Annotated in this window: 16 protein-coding genes; 5 read left to right on the top strand and 11 right to left on the bottom strand. The window is 65.2% G+C overall.

Annotated features, from left to right (window positions below; translation table 11 throughout):
* The first annotated feature begins 127 nt into the window (after positions 1–127).
* The 3 genes from ACVWY5_RS38785 to ACVWY5_RS38795 all read left to right on the top strand — a co-directional run bounded on the left by ACVWY5_RS38785 (position 128) and on the right by ACVWY5_RS38795 (position 3,505).
* A complete protein-coding gene (locus ACVWY5_RS38785) occupies positions 128–1,051 on the top strand; it encodes a LysR family transcriptional regulator (RefSeq protein WP_028335753.1) in 924 nt (307 codons plus the stop codon).
* A gap of 184 nt (positions 1,052–1,235) precedes the next feature.
* Complete coding sequence (locus ACVWY5_RS38790) at positions 1,236–2,648, top strand: MFS transporter (protein WP_028335754.1); 1,413 nt, start codon at positions 1,236–1,238, stop codon at positions 2,646–2,648.
* Positions 2,649–2,752: 104 nt separating this feature from the next.
* On the top strand, positions 2,753–3,505 hold the full coding sequence (locus tag ACVWY5_RS38795) for a sulfate transporter family protein (RefSeq protein ID WP_028335755.1): 753 nt from the start codon (positions 2,753–2,755) through the stop codon (positions 3,503–3,505).
* On the opposite strand, the gene ACVWY5_RS38800 is transcribed toward ACVWY5_RS38795, so the two are convergent.
* The 6 genes from ACVWY5_RS38800 to nth all read right to left on the bottom strand — a co-directional run bounded on the left by ACVWY5_RS38800 (position 3,502) and on the right by nth (position 10,421).
* Positions 3,502–5,004 (bottom strand): DHA2 family efflux MFS transporter permease subunit, encoded by a 1,503-nt coding sequence (locus ACVWY5_RS38800; protein WP_028335756.1) that lies wholly within the window; start codon positions 5,002–5,004, stop codon positions 3,502–3,504. The genes ACVWY5_RS38795 and ACVWY5_RS38800 overlap by 4 nt on opposite strands.
* Before the next feature lie 62 nt (positions 5,005–5,066).
* Positions 5,067–5,579 carry an isoprenylcysteine carboxyl methyltransferase family protein gene (locus tag ACVWY5_RS38805; RefSeq protein WP_028335757.1) on the bottom strand — a complete coding sequence of 171 codons (513 nt, stop codon included), beginning with the start codon at positions 5,577–5,579 and terminating at the stop codon, positions 5,067–5,069.
* Positions 5,576–6,628 (bottom strand): 3-oxoacyl-[acyl-carrier-protein] synthase III C-terminal domain-containing protein, encoded by a 1,053-nt coding sequence (locus ACVWY5_RS38810; protein ID WP_028335758.1) that lies wholly within the window; start codon positions 6,626–6,628, stop codon positions 5,576–5,578. Before ACVWY5_RS38810 ends, ACVWY5_RS38805 begins: the two co-directional genes overlap by 4 nt.
* Before the next feature lie 140 nt (positions 6,629–6,768).
* Complete coding sequence (locus ACVWY5_RS38815) at positions 6,769–8,397, bottom strand: MFS transporter (protein ID WP_028335759.1); 1,629 nt, start codon at positions 8,395–8,397, stop codon at positions 6,769–6,771.
* The gene (locus ACVWY5_RS38820) at positions 8,384–9,529 is read right to left on the bottom strand and encodes an HlyD family secretion protein (RefSeq protein ID WP_028335760.1); all 1,146 of its coding nucleotides are present in this window, start codon (positions 9,527–9,529) and stop codon (positions 8,384–8,386) included. Before ACVWY5_RS38820 ends, ACVWY5_RS38815 begins: the two co-directional genes overlap by 14 nt.
* A gap of 106 nt (positions 9,530–9,635) precedes the next feature.
* Positions 9,636–10,421, bottom strand: a complete 786-nt coding sequence (nth, locus tag ACVWY5_RS38825) for an endonuclease III (protein WP_028335761.1) — start codon at positions 10,419–10,421, stop codon at positions 9,636–9,638.
* Positions 10,422–10,443: 22 nt separating this feature from the next.
* On the opposite strand from nth, the gene ACVWY5_RS38830 reads away from it, so the two are divergent.
* Together ACVWY5_RS38830 and ACVWY5_RS38835 are read left to right on the top strand one after the other, a co-directional pair.
* Positions 10,444–11,004, top strand: a complete 561-nt coding sequence (locus ACVWY5_RS38830; protein WP_028335762.1) for a DUF2244 domain-containing protein — start codon at positions 10,444–10,446, stop codon at positions 11,002–11,004.
* A gap of 107 nt (positions 11,005–11,111) precedes the next feature.
* On the top strand, positions 11,112–12,008 hold the full coding sequence (locus ACVWY5_RS38835; protein ID WP_028335763.1) for a methylated-DNA--[protein]-cysteine S-methyltransferase: 897 nt from the start codon (positions 11,112–11,114) through the stop codon (positions 12,006–12,008).
* A gap of 96 nt (positions 12,009–12,104) precedes the next feature.
* On the opposite strand, the gene ACVWY5_RS38840 is transcribed toward ACVWY5_RS38835, so the two are convergent.
* The 5 genes from ACVWY5_RS38840 to ACVWY5_RS38860 all read right to left on the bottom strand — a co-directional run bounded on the left by ACVWY5_RS38840 (position 12,105) and on the right by ACVWY5_RS38860 (position 15,273).
* A complete protein-coding gene (locus tag ACVWY5_RS38840) occupies positions 12,105–12,728 on the bottom strand; it encodes a 2,3-bisphosphoglycerate-dependent phosphoglycerate mutase (protein WP_028335764.1) in 624 nt (207 codons plus the stop codon).
* Positions 12,729–12,775: 47 nt separating this feature from the next.
* Positions 12,776–13,588, bottom strand: coding sequence for a 4-hydroxy-tetrahydrodipicolinate reductase (gene dapB / locus ACVWY5_RS38845; RefSeq protein WP_016841511.1), 813 nt, complete (start codon positions 13,586–13,588; stop codon positions 12,776–12,778).
* Between the two features lie 65 nt (positions 13,589–13,653).
* Positions 13,654–13,956: a DUF1330 domain-containing protein gene (locus tag ACVWY5_RS38850; protein ID WP_028335765.1), complete on the bottom strand. Its 303-nt coding sequence runs from the start codon at positions 13,954–13,956 to the stop codon at positions 13,654–13,656.
* A gap of 21 nt (positions 13,957–13,977) precedes the next feature.
* Positions 13,978–14,688 (bottom strand): orotidine-5'-phosphate decarboxylase, encoded by a 711-nt coding sequence (gene pyrF / locus ACVWY5_RS38855; protein ID WP_028335766.1) that lies wholly within the window; start codon positions 14,686–14,688, stop codon positions 13,978–13,980.
* 6 nt (positions 14,689–14,694) lie between these two features.
* Positions 14,695–15,273: an NAD(P)H-dependent oxidoreductase gene (locus ACVWY5_RS38860; RefSeq protein WP_028335767.1), complete on the bottom strand. Its 579-nt coding sequence runs from the start codon at positions 15,271–15,273 to the stop codon at positions 14,695–14,697.
* Between the last annotated feature and the right edge of the window lie 20 nt (positions 15,274–15,293).

Below are 15,293 nucleotides of genomic sequence, written 5' to 3' on the forward strand. Positions count from 1 at the left end.
TCACGCGAACCGGTACCCGCTTCGCTCGAAAACGCTTTGTGATCGGCGCAGGTTAGGCTTCCGCACGCTATCTGAAAAATATAATCTGTCGAATAGTGTATTCGTGGTTCTAGAACGCTGAACCCTCATGGATTCGCGCCAGCTTCGCTATTTCATCGCGGTTTACGAGCAGCGCAACCTGTCGCGGGCTGCGGACCAGGCCAACGTCGCGCAATCCGCGCTCAGCCACCACATCGCCAATCTGGAAGCTGAATTCGCCACGCCGCTGTTCGAGCGCAAGCCGCGCGGCATGGAACCGACCGCGGCGGGCGAGCGGCTCTATGAGCATGCCCGCATCATCCTGCGCGCGATGGCGGCGGCCGAGCGCGAAATCAAGGAAGGCGCCAGCGTCATCGCCGGCGACATCTCGATCGGCATGGCCAATTCCGGGATGAAGGCGATCGGCGTGCCGCTGATGCGGACCGTGCTGACGAAATATCCGAACCTGAAGCTGTCGCTGACCGAGAGTCTCTCCGGCGCGACGCTGCTGCATCTGCTGAGCTCCGAGGTCGACCTCGCGCTGGTCTACAATCCGCCTTCGGACAAGGACCTGATCGCCGAGCCGGTGCTGGAGGAACAGATGTTCTGCGTCGGCACCGAGAAGCTGATCGGCAAGAAAACGCCAATTCCCTTTGAAGAAGTGACGCGGCTGCCCCTGATCCTGTTGCGATACGGACTATCGGCGCGCGCGCTGCTGGATGACCCCGTGCTGCTGAAGCGTCTCGAGGCCAACGCGATCATGCATCTCAACTCGACCAGCGGCATGATCGGCGCGCTGACCGCGGGTTTGGGCTGCACGATCGCGACGACCCATTTCGTCAGCGAGCCGTTGAAGGCCCGACTGCTGGTCGCGCGCGAAGTCATCGAACCAAAACTGACCCGCACCCTCTATCTTTGCCGCTTGCGCAACCGCCCGATGACGTACGTCATGGAGGAGATGTGCCGCCTGATCCGCGCCCTGATCGCAGACCAGGTGGGCCGCGGCGCCTGGGAGGCGACGCTTCTGATCTAAGGCGCTTTCAAGCGAAGTAGGCACCGTTCGCGTGAAGCAGGCGCGTCAGAAACTGCGCCATCGAAAATATCGAACGATTCCTTCGATATGTTCGTCTGGATTTCTGGCTTCCGGCTGCCAAACATGCGCGACCGGTACGCCTTCGCAAGAAGGGCGGCCGTTGCACCATTCGGGGAGGATCATCATGAGCGCCGTCGAACTCGGCTCGGTCGCCGATCTCGCCACCACGACAAGCGGACCCGACGAGATTTCGCGACGGCTCGAGGCGCTGCCCACATCCGACTACGTCTGGCGGCTGGTGATCCTGCTCTCGCTCGGCGGCTGCTTCGAAATCTACGACCTGTTCTTTACCGGCTATATCGCGCCTGGCCTTGCCCGGAGCGGATTGATGACCACGACGACGCAGGCGTTCTTCGGCTTCTCCGGGATCGGCGCCTTCGTCGCGGCGACCTTCGCCGGCCTGTTCATCGGCACCTTCTGCCTCGGCTTCCTCGCCGATCGCTTCGGGCGCAAGGCGGTCTTCACCTGGTCGCTGCTGTTCTACAGCGCCGCATCGGTGATCATGGCGTGCCAGACCACACCTGGCGGCCTGCTGCTGTGGCGCTTCATCGCCGGGATCGGGATCGGCATCGAGGTCATCACCATCGACGCCTATATCACCGAGCTGGTGCCGAGCTGGATGCGCGGCCGCGCGTTTGCGATCAACCAGGCGGTGATGCTGTCGGCAGTGCCGATCGTCGCCGCACTTGCGTGGTGGCTGGTGCCGCTCTCGCCGCACGGCATCGACGGCTGGCGCTGGGTCGTACTGATCGGCGCCGCCGCCAGCATGATCATCTGGGTATTGCGACTCTACGTTCCGGAAAGCCCGCTCTGGCTGGCCCGCCATGGCCGCGCTGCCGAGGCCGAGACGATCATGCGGACGCTCGAGGCCGCATCGCCGACGGCGGCGCCGCGCCCGACCGCCACGGCCGCGATGATACCGGCACGTGCGCCGGCCGAGACCGGCTATGCCGACCTGTTCAGGCCGCCCTACGTCTCGCTGGTGGTGCTGTTCATGATCTTCAACCTCTGCCAGGCGTTCGGCGTCTACGGCTTCTCCAACTGGGTTCCGGCGCTCTTGGTGCAGAAGGGCATCAACGTCACCAAGAGCCTGCAATATTCCTTCATCATCGCCTTCGCCTATCCGCTCGCGCCGCTCCTGGCCGCAACCTTCGCCGACCGCTTCGAGCGCAAATGGATCATCTGCGGCGCGGCCGCGGCGATCTCGGTGTTCGGCCTCGCCTTCTCGCAGCTCACCGAGCCGGTGCTGCTGATCGCCAGCGGCGTGCTGGTGACGGGAGCCAACATGACGCTGTCCTACGCCTATCACGCCTACCAGACCGAGGTGTTCCCGACCGCGATCCGGGCGCGCGCCGCGGGCCTCGTCTATTCGATGAGCCGGCTCAGCGCGACCTTCTCCGGCTTCATCGTGGCGTTCATGCTGAAGGAGGCCGGCGTCGGCGGCGTGTTCGGCCTGATCACCGCGGCGATGGTCATCGTGATCATTGCTATCGGTGTCTGGGGGCCGAACGTCCGCGGCAGGCCGCTCGACGCCTAGAGCAATTCGCTCGAAAACGCTCTCACCGCGGCACAAACGGCACTTGCCGAAGCCATATTGGGTGTCTACCTCTCGCGGGTCATTTGTGCAGAGGTAGCCCAGTCATGTTAGCCGCCGCCGTCAAGGCGCTTTCGCAAATCCTGTCGCCGCCGATGCGCTCGATCCTGTGGCGCTCGATCGGGCTTGCGCTGGTGCTGATCACCGTGCTGGCGATCGGATTGCAGCGGCTGCTGAGCTGGTTTGCCGACACTGGCGAGGTCTGGGCCGAAGGCATGCTCGGCCCCAACTTCCATTCCACGCTGCACGTGCTGTCCTGGATCGTCTCGATCTCGGCGGGCCTTGGCGTCGTGCTCGGCGGCATCTTCCTGATGCCCGCGATCACCTCGCTGGTGGCGAGCCTGTTTGTCGACGACGTCGCCGACCATGTCGAGCGCGAGCATTATCCGGCCGACCATCCCGGCGTGGCGCTGCCGGTCACGCTCGCGACGATCGAGGGCGTCAAGACCGCGCTGCTGACGATCCTGGTCTATCTGGTCGCGCTGCCGTTCGTGCTGTTCGCGGGCGCGGGCTTCATCATCTTCTTCATCGCGACGGCCTGGCTGCTCGGCCGCGAATATTTCGAGCTTGCCGCGATGCGGTTCCGCTCGCCGGCGGATGCCAAGGCGATGCGCAAGGAGAACGCGGCGACAGTGTTTACCGCGGGCCTGTTCATCGCGGCCTTCGTCTCGATCCCGATCGTCAATCTGGCGACGCCGCTGTTCGGCATGGCCTTCATGGTGCACATGTACAAACGGCTGTCGGGCCCGCGGCGCGAGCTGATCGAGCCGGCGCGGCGAACCAACGTGTCCTCGGTCTAGGTGGTATCCGGAAGCACCGGCAGCGATGCCGGTACCCGATCGCTTGCGAATGGCACGAGCAGCAGTCCGACGATCGCCACGCAGGCGAGCATCGCCCATGCCTCGTTGACGGTGAGTGCGAGCGACGCCCGTTCGACCAACGGCCGGATGAACGCCACCGTGGCGTCGTCCGGCAGACCCGGCGGGCGATCGATCAGCAACTTCGGATCGAGCCCGATCGCCTGCGCCGCGGTGACATCCCCCGCCAGCAGCCGCACGCGGAAATCCTCGCCATAGATCGGGCTTCGCCCATAGAGGATGGTATCGATCAGGGTGATCCCGATCGCACCGCCCAGATTGCGCATCAAATTGAACAGTCCGCTGGCGTCGGCGATGTCCGCCTCCGGCAGGGCGCCCAGCGCAATGCGCGTCGGCGGCAGCAGGCAAAACATGATCGCGACGCCGCGCACGACCTGCGGCCAGAACATCTCGGCAAAATCCGCCGTGCGCGGTTGAAAGGCGCTCCAGCCGAGGCCGAGCGCGAACAAGGCGAAGCCCGCGCCGGTCAATTGCCGCGCGCCGACGCGGCTTTCCAGGATCGCCGCAAGCGGCGCGGCGACGAGCTGCGCAACCCCCGTGACCAGCATGATCGTGCCGATCTCGAAGGCGTCGTGGCGGCGGACGAAACCGAGGAATACCGGCATCAGATAGGTCGATCCATACAGACCAATGCCGAGGCAAAAGCTCAGTGCGCAACCGATCGCGAACGGACGCCGCCTGAAAAGCGTCAATTGCGCGATCGGATTGGCCGCGCGAAGCGTGCGCCGGATCAGTAGCATCAACCCCGCAATGCTTGCGATCAGCAGGCCGAGGCAAGGCATCGAGGCCCAACCGCGTTGCGGCGCTTCCTTCAGTCCGATCATGAAGCTTGCGAGCGTCGCCGCGAGCAGGACAAGGGACCATTTATCCAGTCTGGAGAACGCCCGAAGCTGCACGCCGTCCCTCGGAAGCAGCAACGGCGTGACCGAGGCTGCCACCGTTCCCGGAACCAGATTGATCAGGAACAGCCACGGCCAGGACCAGGTCTGCGTGATCCAGCCGCCGACGACGGGTCCAAGGGTCGGCGCGAGCACCGCGACCACGCCGCCGATCGTGGTGGCCGCCGTGTGAAGCCGCGCCGGGAACAGCGTGAACACGGCGGAGAACACTACGGGGATCAGGACGCCGCCGGAAAATCCCTGCAGCACCCGAAATGCCAGCAGCGCGGCAAAGCCGCCGCTGAGGGCGCAGCCGACGGACGCGACGGTGAACAGGCTCACGGCAAGCGCAAACAGCCATCGCAACGACAGCGCATGCGTGAACAGGCCGGTGAGTGGGATCGCGATCACCTCCGCGATCAGATAGGCGGTCTGGATCCAGCTCATCGCCGCCGGCGAGATCGCAAGCGCGCGCTGGATCGTCGGCAACGAGGTTGCGACGACCTGGATGTCGAGAATCGCCATGAACATGCCGAAGCACATCAGGAGAAAGCCGGCCCAGGTCGCAGCCGATGGGCTGTCGGTTCGGTGATCCGCGCTCTTGCTCATGGCGTGCTTGTACGTGGCCAATCGGAAACGGATAGCGCGCGGTTCTCGACCCGAATCCGGACCGCAAGCACCGCGAGGTTGAGGAGGGTAAAGATCAGCGCCAATCGCGGCAGATGCAGCGCGAGGGGTAGAAGCGCGATTTCACCGACCACGACGGCGTAGTTCGGGTGCGGGAAATATCGGTACGGCCCGGATGCCACCAGCGGCGCGCCCGGCAGCACGACGATTCGCGTGGTCCATCGCGGCCCGAGCGCGACGAGGATCCATATCCGCAGGCCTTGCAGCACCAGAAAACCCGCCAGCGCGGCCAGGTTGACGTCCTGGTCGCGGCCCCAGATCCACAGCGCGGTCAGCCAGCCGGCGTGAATCAGGACAATGAGCGGGTAGTGATTGGCGCCGACCTCGACCGCGCCTCGCGCGAGAAGCCGCTCGGTGTTGCGACGTGACAGCACGAGCTCGCCGAGACGCTGCAGCGTGACCAGAGCGAGGATGACCGACGCGAAGCTCACGCCGCGTGCCTGAGCGCAACGCAGCTGAGCGTGAAGCCCGGCCCGAGCGCCGTGAGCAGCGAGCGCGGCGGCAATCCCTTGGCGCAGGCGCGTTCGAGAACAAACAGAACCGTCGGGCCCGACATGTTGCCGCAAGCCGCGATGACGTCGCGTTCGTGATCGAGCGTGCCCTGATCGAGCGCGAGCGCCCGCTCCAGCGCGGCGATGACCTTGGCGCCGCCGGGATGGCAGAGGAAGCGGTCGATGTCATCGGCAGTCAGCTGCATCCGCGCGAGGATTTCGGCAACGGCCGGCCCAACATGGTCGCGGACGAAATCCGGAATGGTTCGCTGAAAGACCACGCCGAATCCTTCCGGATCGACCGTCCAGCCCATGATATCGAGCGTATCCGGCCACAGCTTTTCGCCCGTCGCCTCGATCCGCGTCGCACCACCGTCCCCGGCTCGCAGCACGATCGCGGCCGCGCCATCGCCGAACAGGCTGGCCGCAACGATATTTGCCTTGGTGAGCTCGTCGTGCCGGACCGCGAGCGTGCAGAGTTCGAGCGCAACCAGCAGCACGTTCGCTCCCGGCCGCGCTTCGGCCAGCCGCGCCGCGATCGACAGGCCGGACACACCGCCCGCGCAGCCGAGGCCGAACACCGGCACGCGCGACACATCCGTCCGCAGACCGAGCTTGCCGGCGACGCGTGCCTCCAGCGTCGGCGTGGCTATACCCGTCGAGCACACCGTGACCACGATATCGATGTCCCTGCCGGTCAGGTCGGCACGCGCAATCGCCTTGCGGGCCGCATCGACGTACAGCGTCTCCGCGCCCTCGAGAAACGCCAGCGTTCGCTCCGGCCAGCCGCGCCGTTCGAGATACCATTCGATCGGCTTGACGCCGTAGCGATGCTGAATGCCGGTGTTGGCGAACAGGCTGGAGAGCGTCTCGAACTCGGCATAGCGGTCGGCGAGGAGATTGCGCGCGGCCTGCAGGACCTGTCCCTGATGGAATAGATGCGGTGGAACCGCCGTCGCCAGGGAAACAAGCGCGGCCGTCTGCTTTATCTCGATCATCGTGGCTCCATTTCCCCCGCTCTTGGAACCGCGCGATGAGCAAAATATTTCAACACGCCTGCGACATAGCGCGAGCGCGGTATTCACTATAAATTGACCCGGCGCCGATATCCGCGCCGCCTGTTCGCAAATCAGGAAGCGGTGGCGCCCAGCCTGCGCATCACGTTCTTCACCAAGCCAAGCGGCGCCGGCGACAACGGGCCCTGCGGCGCGCGCGTGATGAAGGCGACCAGGACCAGCGCCAAGATCGCGAGCCAGAAGCACAGCCAGAAGCCGTCGATATAGGCGAGCGTGTTGGCCTCGCGCTGCACCAGCGCCGCCAGCGTGCCGACGGCGCGCCCTGTCGCTGTCCCGATGCCGTGGCCGGAAAATTCACCTGCCAGCCGCTGGAGCAGGTTCACGACGTCGATATCGCCGTTCTGCACGTGCTGTCCGAGATAGTTGGAATGGATCTGCTCGCGGACCCGCAGCCAGGTCCCCATCAGCGCGACGCCGATCTCAGCGCCGCCGAGGCGCATGATCTGGATATAGGCCGCGAACGCCGTCGCCCGCGACGGATCGGAATTCGACAGCGCCATGATGATGATCGGCAGCAGCGTGAACGCCTGCCCGATCGACGTGAGCAGGACGATGCCGACAAAGTCCTCGCGCGCCCAGACGTGGCTCAGCTGCGTGCCCCAGAGATTGGCCGCCGCGAATGCCGAGAAGCCGAGCACCACGACGATGCGCGGATCGAGGTGGCGCAGCAGCAGAATCGAGATCGGCACCAGCACGAACATCGGCAGCGCGCCGTAGGTGAACAGCAGCACGCCCGACTGCTCCGGCCGCAGCGCGCCGACGGTGCCGAGGAAGTTCGGCACCAGCGACGAATTCGACAGGCTGGTCAGCGTGTACAGCAGGATGACGACCAGCGAGAGTCCGATATTGCGCGAGAACAGCACGTTGAAATGGGCCCAGGGCCGGCGCGCGACCATTTCGTTGATCATGAAGGCGACGATCAACAGCGCGCCGCCGATCAAGAGCGCCATCACCGTGCCCGACGACAGCCAGTCCAGCCGGTTGCCCTGATCGAGCCCGGCATAGACCATCGACACCCCGGCGCCGAGCAGCAACATGCCGCCCCAATCGGCATGGTGCAGCAGGTCGCGATTAACCGGCTCGTTCGGCGTGCCGAGATACACCATCAGGCCCATCAGCGGCGCGATCACTACGCCCTGCCAATACAGCCACTGCCAGCCGAGATGCTCGACATAGAAACCGACCAGCGAGCTCGACGAGTCGAGCGCGAAGCCGACGCGGATCGAGTACATCGCGATCGCCGGCAGCCACCATCGGATCGGCAGGTTGCGCAGGATGATCATCAGCGTCGCCGGCACGAAAGTGCCGAGCAGCATGCCGTGGGCGATGCTGAGCGCGATCAGCGTCGTGTAGTCGCGCACGAACGGGATGGTCAGCGAGACCACCGCATAGACCAGGCTCGGAATACCGAGCACGCGGCGCAGGCCGAACACGGTGGCGAGCCAGGCCACCGCAGGCGCGACGAAGATCTGCGAGCCGATGGCGGCCGTCGAGAGCCATGCGCCCTCGTCGAAGCTGAGCGAGAATGCGCCACGCAGATCGGGCAGGCCGACCGAGGTCAGGCGGCTGTCGAAATTCGCCAGGAACGCACCGAGCAGCACGGCGACGACCGCGAACAGCGGATAGCGCGCGACGTCGCCGCGCGAGACCGGACCACGGTCGCGGTCGTCACTTTCCGCCATTGGCGACCGCCTCGCCGGTATCGATCCGCGTGACCACCGACATGCCCGGCAGCAGGCGCTCGAGCAAGGGCTGGCCCTTGTCGAACTGGATCCGCACCGGGATGCGCTGCACCACCTTGGTGAAATTGCCGGTGGCGTTATCGGGCGGCAGCAGCGCGAATTGCGATCCGCTCGCCGGTGCGATGCGCTCGACGACGCCGCGCAGCTTTTGGCCCGCGAACGTATCCACGGTGACCTCGACCGGCTGGCCCGGCTTGACGTTGGTCAGCTGGGTCTCCTTGTAGTTGGCGATCACATAGACGTTCGGCAGCGGCACGACATTGATCAGATTGGCGCCGATGTTGACGTAGTCGCCCGGCTGCACCTGGCGCTCGCCGGTGACGCCGTCGAACGGCGCGACGATCTTGGTGTAGCCAAGCTTGAGCTTGGCCGATGCCAGCAGCGCCTTGGCGGCGTCGAGATCGGCGGCACGCTGCTTCTTGGTACCTTGCAGGACCTCGAGTTGATGGCGCTGCGCCGCGATGACAGCGCGGCTGGCGCGCACGTCGGCCTCCGCCTTGGCGTAGGATGCGGTCGCCTGCTCGAGCCGCTGCCGCGTGCCGGCGTCGGTTTGCGACAGCGACTGCTGACGCTCTTCCTCCTGACGTGCCAGGGTCTGCTGCGCCTCCGCGGACAGCCGCGCAGCTTCGGCCTGCGCGATGGTCGCATATTGCAGCTCGACCTGGTTGTTGAGGTTGTCCAGCACGGCCTGGGCGCCGACCACGCCGGCCTCGGCCTGCGCGACCTGCGCCTGGTAGTCGGCGGGATCGATCTGCACCAGGAGATCGCCGGCCCTGACGCGCTGGAAATCGGAGACGGCGACGGTGAGCACCTCGCCGGACACGCGGCTGGAGAGCTGGGTCAATTCGGCGCGCACATAGGCATCATTGGTGGTCTGGATCGTGGCGCTGCCGACCCAGGCATCCCAGCGACTGGTCGCCACCGCGACGAACACCAGCGCGACGAGCACGGCAAACAGCGGAATCGCGAAGCGGCTCCAGAAGCCGCTTGCTGAAGATTGCGGCTTGGCGGGCGCCGCAGCAGGCGCGGTCTGGCTGGCGGGTGACGGACCATCTTCAACCTGCTCTGCCACACCGCACTCCCTCAATCACGCACCGGAACAACCGACAAACCTATCGCGCGAACCGGCATCCACTTCGCTCGAAAATGCTCTGATAGCACATGACGACGATCATGCCTCAGACGGTCTTTTCCGGCCACCGGCAGAGATCATTGATCAGACATACGTCGCAACGTGGACCGCGGGCGAGGCAGGTGTAGCGGCCATGCAGGATCAGCCAATGATGGGCGTGCAGCATGAACTCGGTCGGGATCACCTTTTCCAATCCCAACTCGACCTCGAGCGGCGTCTTGCCGGGCGCGAGCCCGGTGCGGTTGCCGACGCGAAACACATGGGTGTCGACCGCCATCGTGTGCTCGCCGAATGCCATGTTGAGCACGACATTCGCGGTCTTGCGGCCGGCGCCGGGCAGCGATTCGATCTCGGCACGCGTGCGCGGCACCTCGCCGCCGAACTCGGCGATCAGCTTCTGCGACAGCGCGATGACGTTCTTCGCCTTGTTGCGATAGAGCCCGATGGTCTTGATGTAGTCGCGCACCCTGTCTTCGCCGAGCTCAAGCATCTTCTCCGGCGTGTCGGCGACCGCGAACAGCGCTCGCGTCGCCTTGTTGACGCCGGCATCGGTCGCCTGCGCCGACAGCACCACCGCAACCAGCAGCGTGTAGGGGTTGAGGTGCTCGAGTTCGCCCTCGGGCTCGGGATTGGCTTTGCGGAACCGGTCGAAAGCCTCGTAGACCTCCTCCGATGTCCATGGCTTCGGCTTTACGGTTCGCTTGGCGGCCTTCTTGGCCGCCTTCTTTGCCCCGCGTTTGGGCAGCAGCCTTGCCGCTTTCGCAGGCTTCTTCTTCGGTGCAGACCGAACGCTTGATGTGCTGGCGCGTTGAGAGCGGATGATTTTGGCCATGAACCGGATATACTGATACGCCATGACCGCAGGCAACGACTTTGATCCGGGCGAAGACCTCAGGGCCAATGACCTCGCGGCTGATGCCGCTGAGGCCGAGCCCAAACTGTTCTCGGCATTGCTGACGCCGCACCGCTCGCTGAATCGCACCGGCTTTATCGTGCTGATGTCGTTCGTCACCGTGGTCAGCTTCATTGCCGGCGCGGTGTTCTGGTGGCTCGGCGCCTGGCCGATCTTCGGCTTCTTCGGCCTCGACGCGCTGGTGATCTATTGGGCGTTCAAGGTCAATTTCCGCACCGCCAAGGCGAGCGAGGAGATCACCGTTACGGCATCGGAACTGCGGGTGCGCAGGATCAGCCATCGCGGCCATGTGGCGGAATGGGTGCTCAATCCGCTCTGGGTACGGTTCGAACAGATCTCGCATGAGGAGTTCGGCATCGAGCGGCTTTATCTGGTCTCCCGGGGCCGCCGGGTCAGCGTCGGCAGCTTCCTGGGTCCGGACGAAAAGGCTAGCTTCTCCAAGGCCTTGACGGCGGCGCTCAACGCCGCGAAACGCGGCCCGACTTACAACCCCATCCACTAGGTCTTATTTGAGCATGATCTTTTCGGAAAACCGGTCTCCACTTTTCCGGATCATGCTTGTCAGAAATCGGGTGGTTTGGACGCGCCATGGCTCCTAAATCAGACACTATGATGACACTCGCCATACACGACCAGCGCCTGGCCAAGCCGGGCCTCCAGAGCGCCGCGCTGCGCGACTATGACTCGGTTCGGCGCGCCATCGCGTTCATCTCGGAGCATTGGCGCACGCAGCCGACAATCGAAGCGATGGCCGATGCCGCCGCCGTCACGCCGGATGAATTGCACCATCTGTTCCGCCGCTGGGCCGGGCTGACGCCGAAGGCTTTCATGCAGGCGCTGACCCTGGACCACGCCAAGAACCTGCTGCGCGATTCCGCCAGCGTGCTCGATGCGGCACTCGACTCCGGCCTGTCAGGGCCGGGACGGCTGCACGACCTGTTCGTCACGCATGAGGCGATGTCGCCGGGCGAATGGAAGACCGGCGCCGGCGGCATGACGCTGCGCTACGGCTTCCACCCCTCGCCGTTCGGCACCGCGATCGTGATCGCAACGGATCGCGGGCTTGCGGGGCTTGCCTTCGCCGACCACGGCGACGAGCAGACCGCATTCGCCGACATGAAGCGGCGCTGGCCGAACGCGACCTATGTCGAGGACACCGACGGCACCACCGCGCTGGCGCAGCGCGTGTTCGATACAAGGTTGTGGCGGGCGGACCAGCCGCTGCGCGTCGTGTTGATCGGCACCGACTTCGAGGTGCGGGTGTGGGAAACGCTGCTCAAGGTCCCGATGGGCCGCGCGGTCAGCTATTCCGACATCGCCTGCAAGATCAACAGCCCGAAAGCTTCGCGCGCGGTCGGCGCCGCGGTCGGCCGCAATCCGGTGTCGTTCGTGGTGCCCTGCCATCGCGCACTCGGCAAGAGCGGCGCGCTGACCGGCTATCACTGGGGCATCACCCGCAAGCAGGCGATGCTGGGCTGGGAAGCCGGCCAGGTCGGATTGCACTAGCTCAATTGCAGGATGGGTAGCGCGAAGCGAAACCCATCGTCTTTATCCTCATTGCGTGATTGATGGGTTTCGCTTCGCTCTACCCATCCTGCGGGCCTACCCCGCGAGATCGACCTTTGAAGCAACGGTGGAATCGGCATTGAGCAGATAGACCACCGGCGCGCCGGTCGCGAGCTCGCGTTTGAGGATCTGCTCGGGCGTCAGCTTCTCCAGCACCATGATCAGCGCGCGCAGCGAATTGCCGTGGGCGGCGATCAGCGTGCGCTGGCCGCGCAGCACGCCGGGCAGGATCTCCTGCACGTAATAGGGCAGCGTGCGCGCCAGCGTGTCCTTCAGGCTTTCGCCGCCGGGCGGCGGCACGTCGTAGGAACGGCGCCAGATCAGAACCTGGTCCTCGCCCCACTTCTTGCGGGCGTCGTCCTTGTTGAGGCCGGAGAGATCGCCGTAGTCGCGCTCGTTGAGCGCGAGATTCTTCGTGGTCGGCAATCCGGTCTGGCCGATCTGTTCCAGCATCAGCTTCAGCGTGTGCTGCGCACGGGTGAGATCGGAGGTGAACGCGACATCGAACGACAGGCCCTGCGCCTTCAGCTTGCGGCCGGCCTCCTTGGCTTCGTTGACGCCCTGCTCGGTGAGATCAGGGTCCTTCCACCCGGTGAACAGGTTCTTCAGATTCCAGTCGCTCTGACCGTGACGAACGAGCACAAGGAGACGATCACTCATTTCAGATTCCGTTTTCGCTTAGCTGGATTTCATTCCGTCGAGCGGTATCAGTCGCTCAACCCGAGGACGTCGGCCATCGAATACATGCCGGGCTTCTTGCCATGCGCCCACAGCGCCGCCTTCAGCGCGCCCTGCGCGAACAGCGCGCGGTCCTCTGCATGATGCGAGAGCGTGATGCGCTCGGAGGGGCCGGCAAAGATCACGCTGTGGTCGCCGGCCGCAGTGCCGCCGCGCAACGAGGCAAAGCCGATATCGCCCGCGCGCCGCGCGCCGGTGAGACCATCGCGGCCGCGCGCCGAATGCTGGTCGAGCGCGATTCCGCGTCCCGCGGCCGCGGCTTCGCCGAGCATCAAGGCGGTGCCCGACGGCGCATCGATCTTGGACTTGTGGTGCATCTCGAGAATTTCGATGTCAAAGCTCTGGTCGAGCGATTGGGCGACGCGCTTGACGAGCGCGGCGAGCAGATTGACACCGAGGCTCATATTGCCGGATTTCACCACGATGGCGCGGTTGGTCACGCTGCGGATCACCGCATCGTCGGACGGCGACATCCCGGTGGTGCCGATGACGTGAACGAGGCCGCGCTCGGCCGCGATTGCGACATTGGCGATGGTCGCGGCCGGCACGGTGAAATCCAGGATGCCGTCGGCGCCGGCCGACATCGACCACAGATCGGCCGACAGCTTGACGTCATTGGCGGGAAGGCCGGCGAGCACGCCGGCGTCCTTGCCGAGCAGTTCCGAGCCCGGCGCTTCCAGCGCACCGACCAGCACCGCCCCCGGGGTCTCGGAAATCACCCGCGTCAGCGTGCGGCCCATCCGGCCGCCGGCTCCCGCAACGATCAAACGCATGTCAGCCATGGCTCACCTCTCCACGCGATATAGCGAGCCAAGGCTGTTCCGGCAACCGAACCGGCTACCCGCGATCAGGGCTGCGGGCCGTCATAGCCCTCGATGATGATGAGGTCGGCGATCGAATGCGGCTGCCGCACCTTGATGTTGGCCTGGTATTCCGGGGAGTTGTAGCAGGCCATCGCGGTTGCGTAGTCGGGGAATTCGATCACGACATTGCGGGAGCGGCTCTCTCCCTCGACGCAGTTGAGCTGGCCGCCGCGCACCACGTAACGGCCGCCGAACTTCTTGAAGATCGCAAGGTTGGCCACCGCGTATGGCTTGTAGCCCTCGTCATTGTGAACGTCGACGCGTCCAATCCAGTATCCCTTCGCCATCTCTGTTCTCCCTCTTGTTGTTCAGGCGAGCGCCTGGGCGATTTCGGCGTGAATGGCTTCGGCTGAAGCCTTCGGATCGGCGGCTTCCATCACCGGGCGTCCGACCACGAGATAGTCGGCGCCGGCGGCGATGGCGCGAGCCGGCGTCATGATGCGCTTCTGGTCGCCGCTCGCCGAGCCTGCGGGGCGGATGCCCGGCGTCACCAGGTTCATCTGATCGCCGACGATCTTGCGCAAGGCGGCGGCCTCCTCGGGCGAGCTGACGAGGCCGTCAACACCAAGCGCCTGCGCCTGCCTGGCGCGCGCTTCGACGAGATCGGAGACGTTGAGGCGATAGCCGGCCGCATGCAGGTCGGTGTCGTCGTAGGAGGTCAGCACCGTCACCGCGAGGATCTTCAGGCCGGACCCGGCGCGTGCCTCGACCGCCGCCTTCATGGTCTGCGGGTAGGCATGCACGGTGAGAAAGGTCGCGCCGAGCCCGGCGACGCTTTCGACCCCGCGCGCGACGGTGTTGCCGATGTCGTGCAGCTTCAGATCGAGGAAGACCTTCTTGCCGCTGCCTGCAAGCTGCTTCGCCAGGATGAGGCCGCCGGCATAACCGAGCTGATAGCCGATCTTGTAAAAGGTGACGGCATCGCCGAGCCGGTCGATCATCGCCTCGGCGCTGGCGACGGACGGCAGATCGAGCGCCACGATCAACCGGTCTCTTGGAGCGATCCTGGCTGGCTGCATGTCACCTCACATCATGCGTTGGGATTGGTCGATCAGCTGCCGCACCAGCGCCTGCATCGCGTCGATGTCGGCCTGGTGCTTCAGATGATCCATATCGTCGTAGGCCTGCTCGGCGAATGACAGCGCGAGCTGGTTCGGGATCACGATGGCGTGGCACGCCGTGAGGATCAGGCGCAGCGCAGCCAGCGCGCGCGTGCCGCCGAGCCGGTTGCCGGATGCGGCTGAAATCGCGAACGCGCGGCCGTGGAACACCTGACCTCGCACCTCATGCGGATCCTGCACGCGGCTCACCCAGTCGATCGTGTTCTTCACCAGCGCCGGCACCGAGGAATTGTATTCCGGCGTCACGATCAGCACGCCATGATGGGCGCCGATCATCCGCTTCAGATTCACGGCATGCTGCGGCACGCCGGATTTCGCCTGCAGGTCGCCGTCATAGATCGGCAGCGGAAAATCGCCGAGCGAGATGCGGGTGACGTCGGCGCCGGATTGCGCCAGTTCGTGCGCCAGCACGGCCGCCAGCTTCGCATTGAGCGAGCCTGACCGAAGCGATCCGGGGATCACGAGGATTTTCAGCGCGGACATTTTGAAATCGCAGGTAAGGC

This window comes from Bradyrhizobium sp. USDA 3256, assembly GCF_054058275.1.

Bases quoted from the DNA above. Each gene is read 5' to 3' on its own strand.
- ACVWY5_RS38785 (WP_028335753.1), top strand. From the start codon at position 128: ATGGATTCGCGCCAGCTTCGCTATTTCATCGCGGTTTACGAGCAGCGC.
- ACVWY5_RS38790 (WP_028335754.1), top strand. From the start codon at position 1,236: ATGAGCGCCGTCGAACTCGGCTCGGTCGCCGATCTCGCCACCACGACA.
- ACVWY5_RS38795 (WP_028335755.1), top strand. From the start codon at position 2,753: ATGTTAGCCGCCGCCGTCAAGGCGCTTTCGCAAATCCTGTCGCCGCCG.
- ACVWY5_RS38800 (WP_028335756.1), bottom strand. From the start codon at position 5,004: ATGTGCTTCGGCATGTTCATGGCGATTCTCGACATCCAGGTCGTCGCA.
- ACVWY5_RS38815 (WP_028335759.1), bottom strand. From the start codon at position 8,397: ATGGCGGAAAGTGACGACCGCGACCGTGGTCCGGTCTCGCGCGGCGAC.
- nth (WP_028335761.1), bottom strand. From the start codon at position 10,421: ATGGCCAAAATCATCCGCTCTCAACGCGCCAGCACATCAAGCGTTCGG.
- ACVWY5_RS38830 (WP_028335762.1), top strand. From the start codon at position 10,444: ATGACCGCAGGCAACGACTTTGATCCGGGCGAAGACCTCAGGGCCAAT.
- ACVWY5_RS38835 (WP_028335763.1), top strand. From the start codon at position 11,112: ATGATGACACTCGCCATACACGACCAGCGCCTGGCCAAGCCGGGCCTC.
- ACVWY5_RS38840 (WP_028335764.1), bottom strand. From the start codon at position 12,728: ATGAGTGATCGTCTCCTTGTGCTCGTTCGTCACGGTCAGAGCGACTGG.
- dapB (WP_016841511.1), bottom strand. From the start codon at position 13,588: ATGGCTGACATGCGTTTGATCGTTGCGGGAGCCGGCGGCCGGATGGGC.
- ACVWY5_RS38850 (WP_028335765.1), bottom strand. From the start codon at position 13,956: ATGGCGAAGGGATACTGGATTGGACGCGTCGACGTTCACAATGACGAG.
- pyrF (WP_028335766.1), bottom strand. From the start codon at position 14,688: ATGCAGCCAGCCAGGATCGCTCCAAGAGACCGGTTGATCGTGGCGCTC.
- ACVWY5_RS38860 (WP_028335767.1), bottom strand. From the start codon at position 15,273: ATGTCCGCGCTGAAAATCCTCGTGATCCCCGGATCGCTTCGGTCAGGC.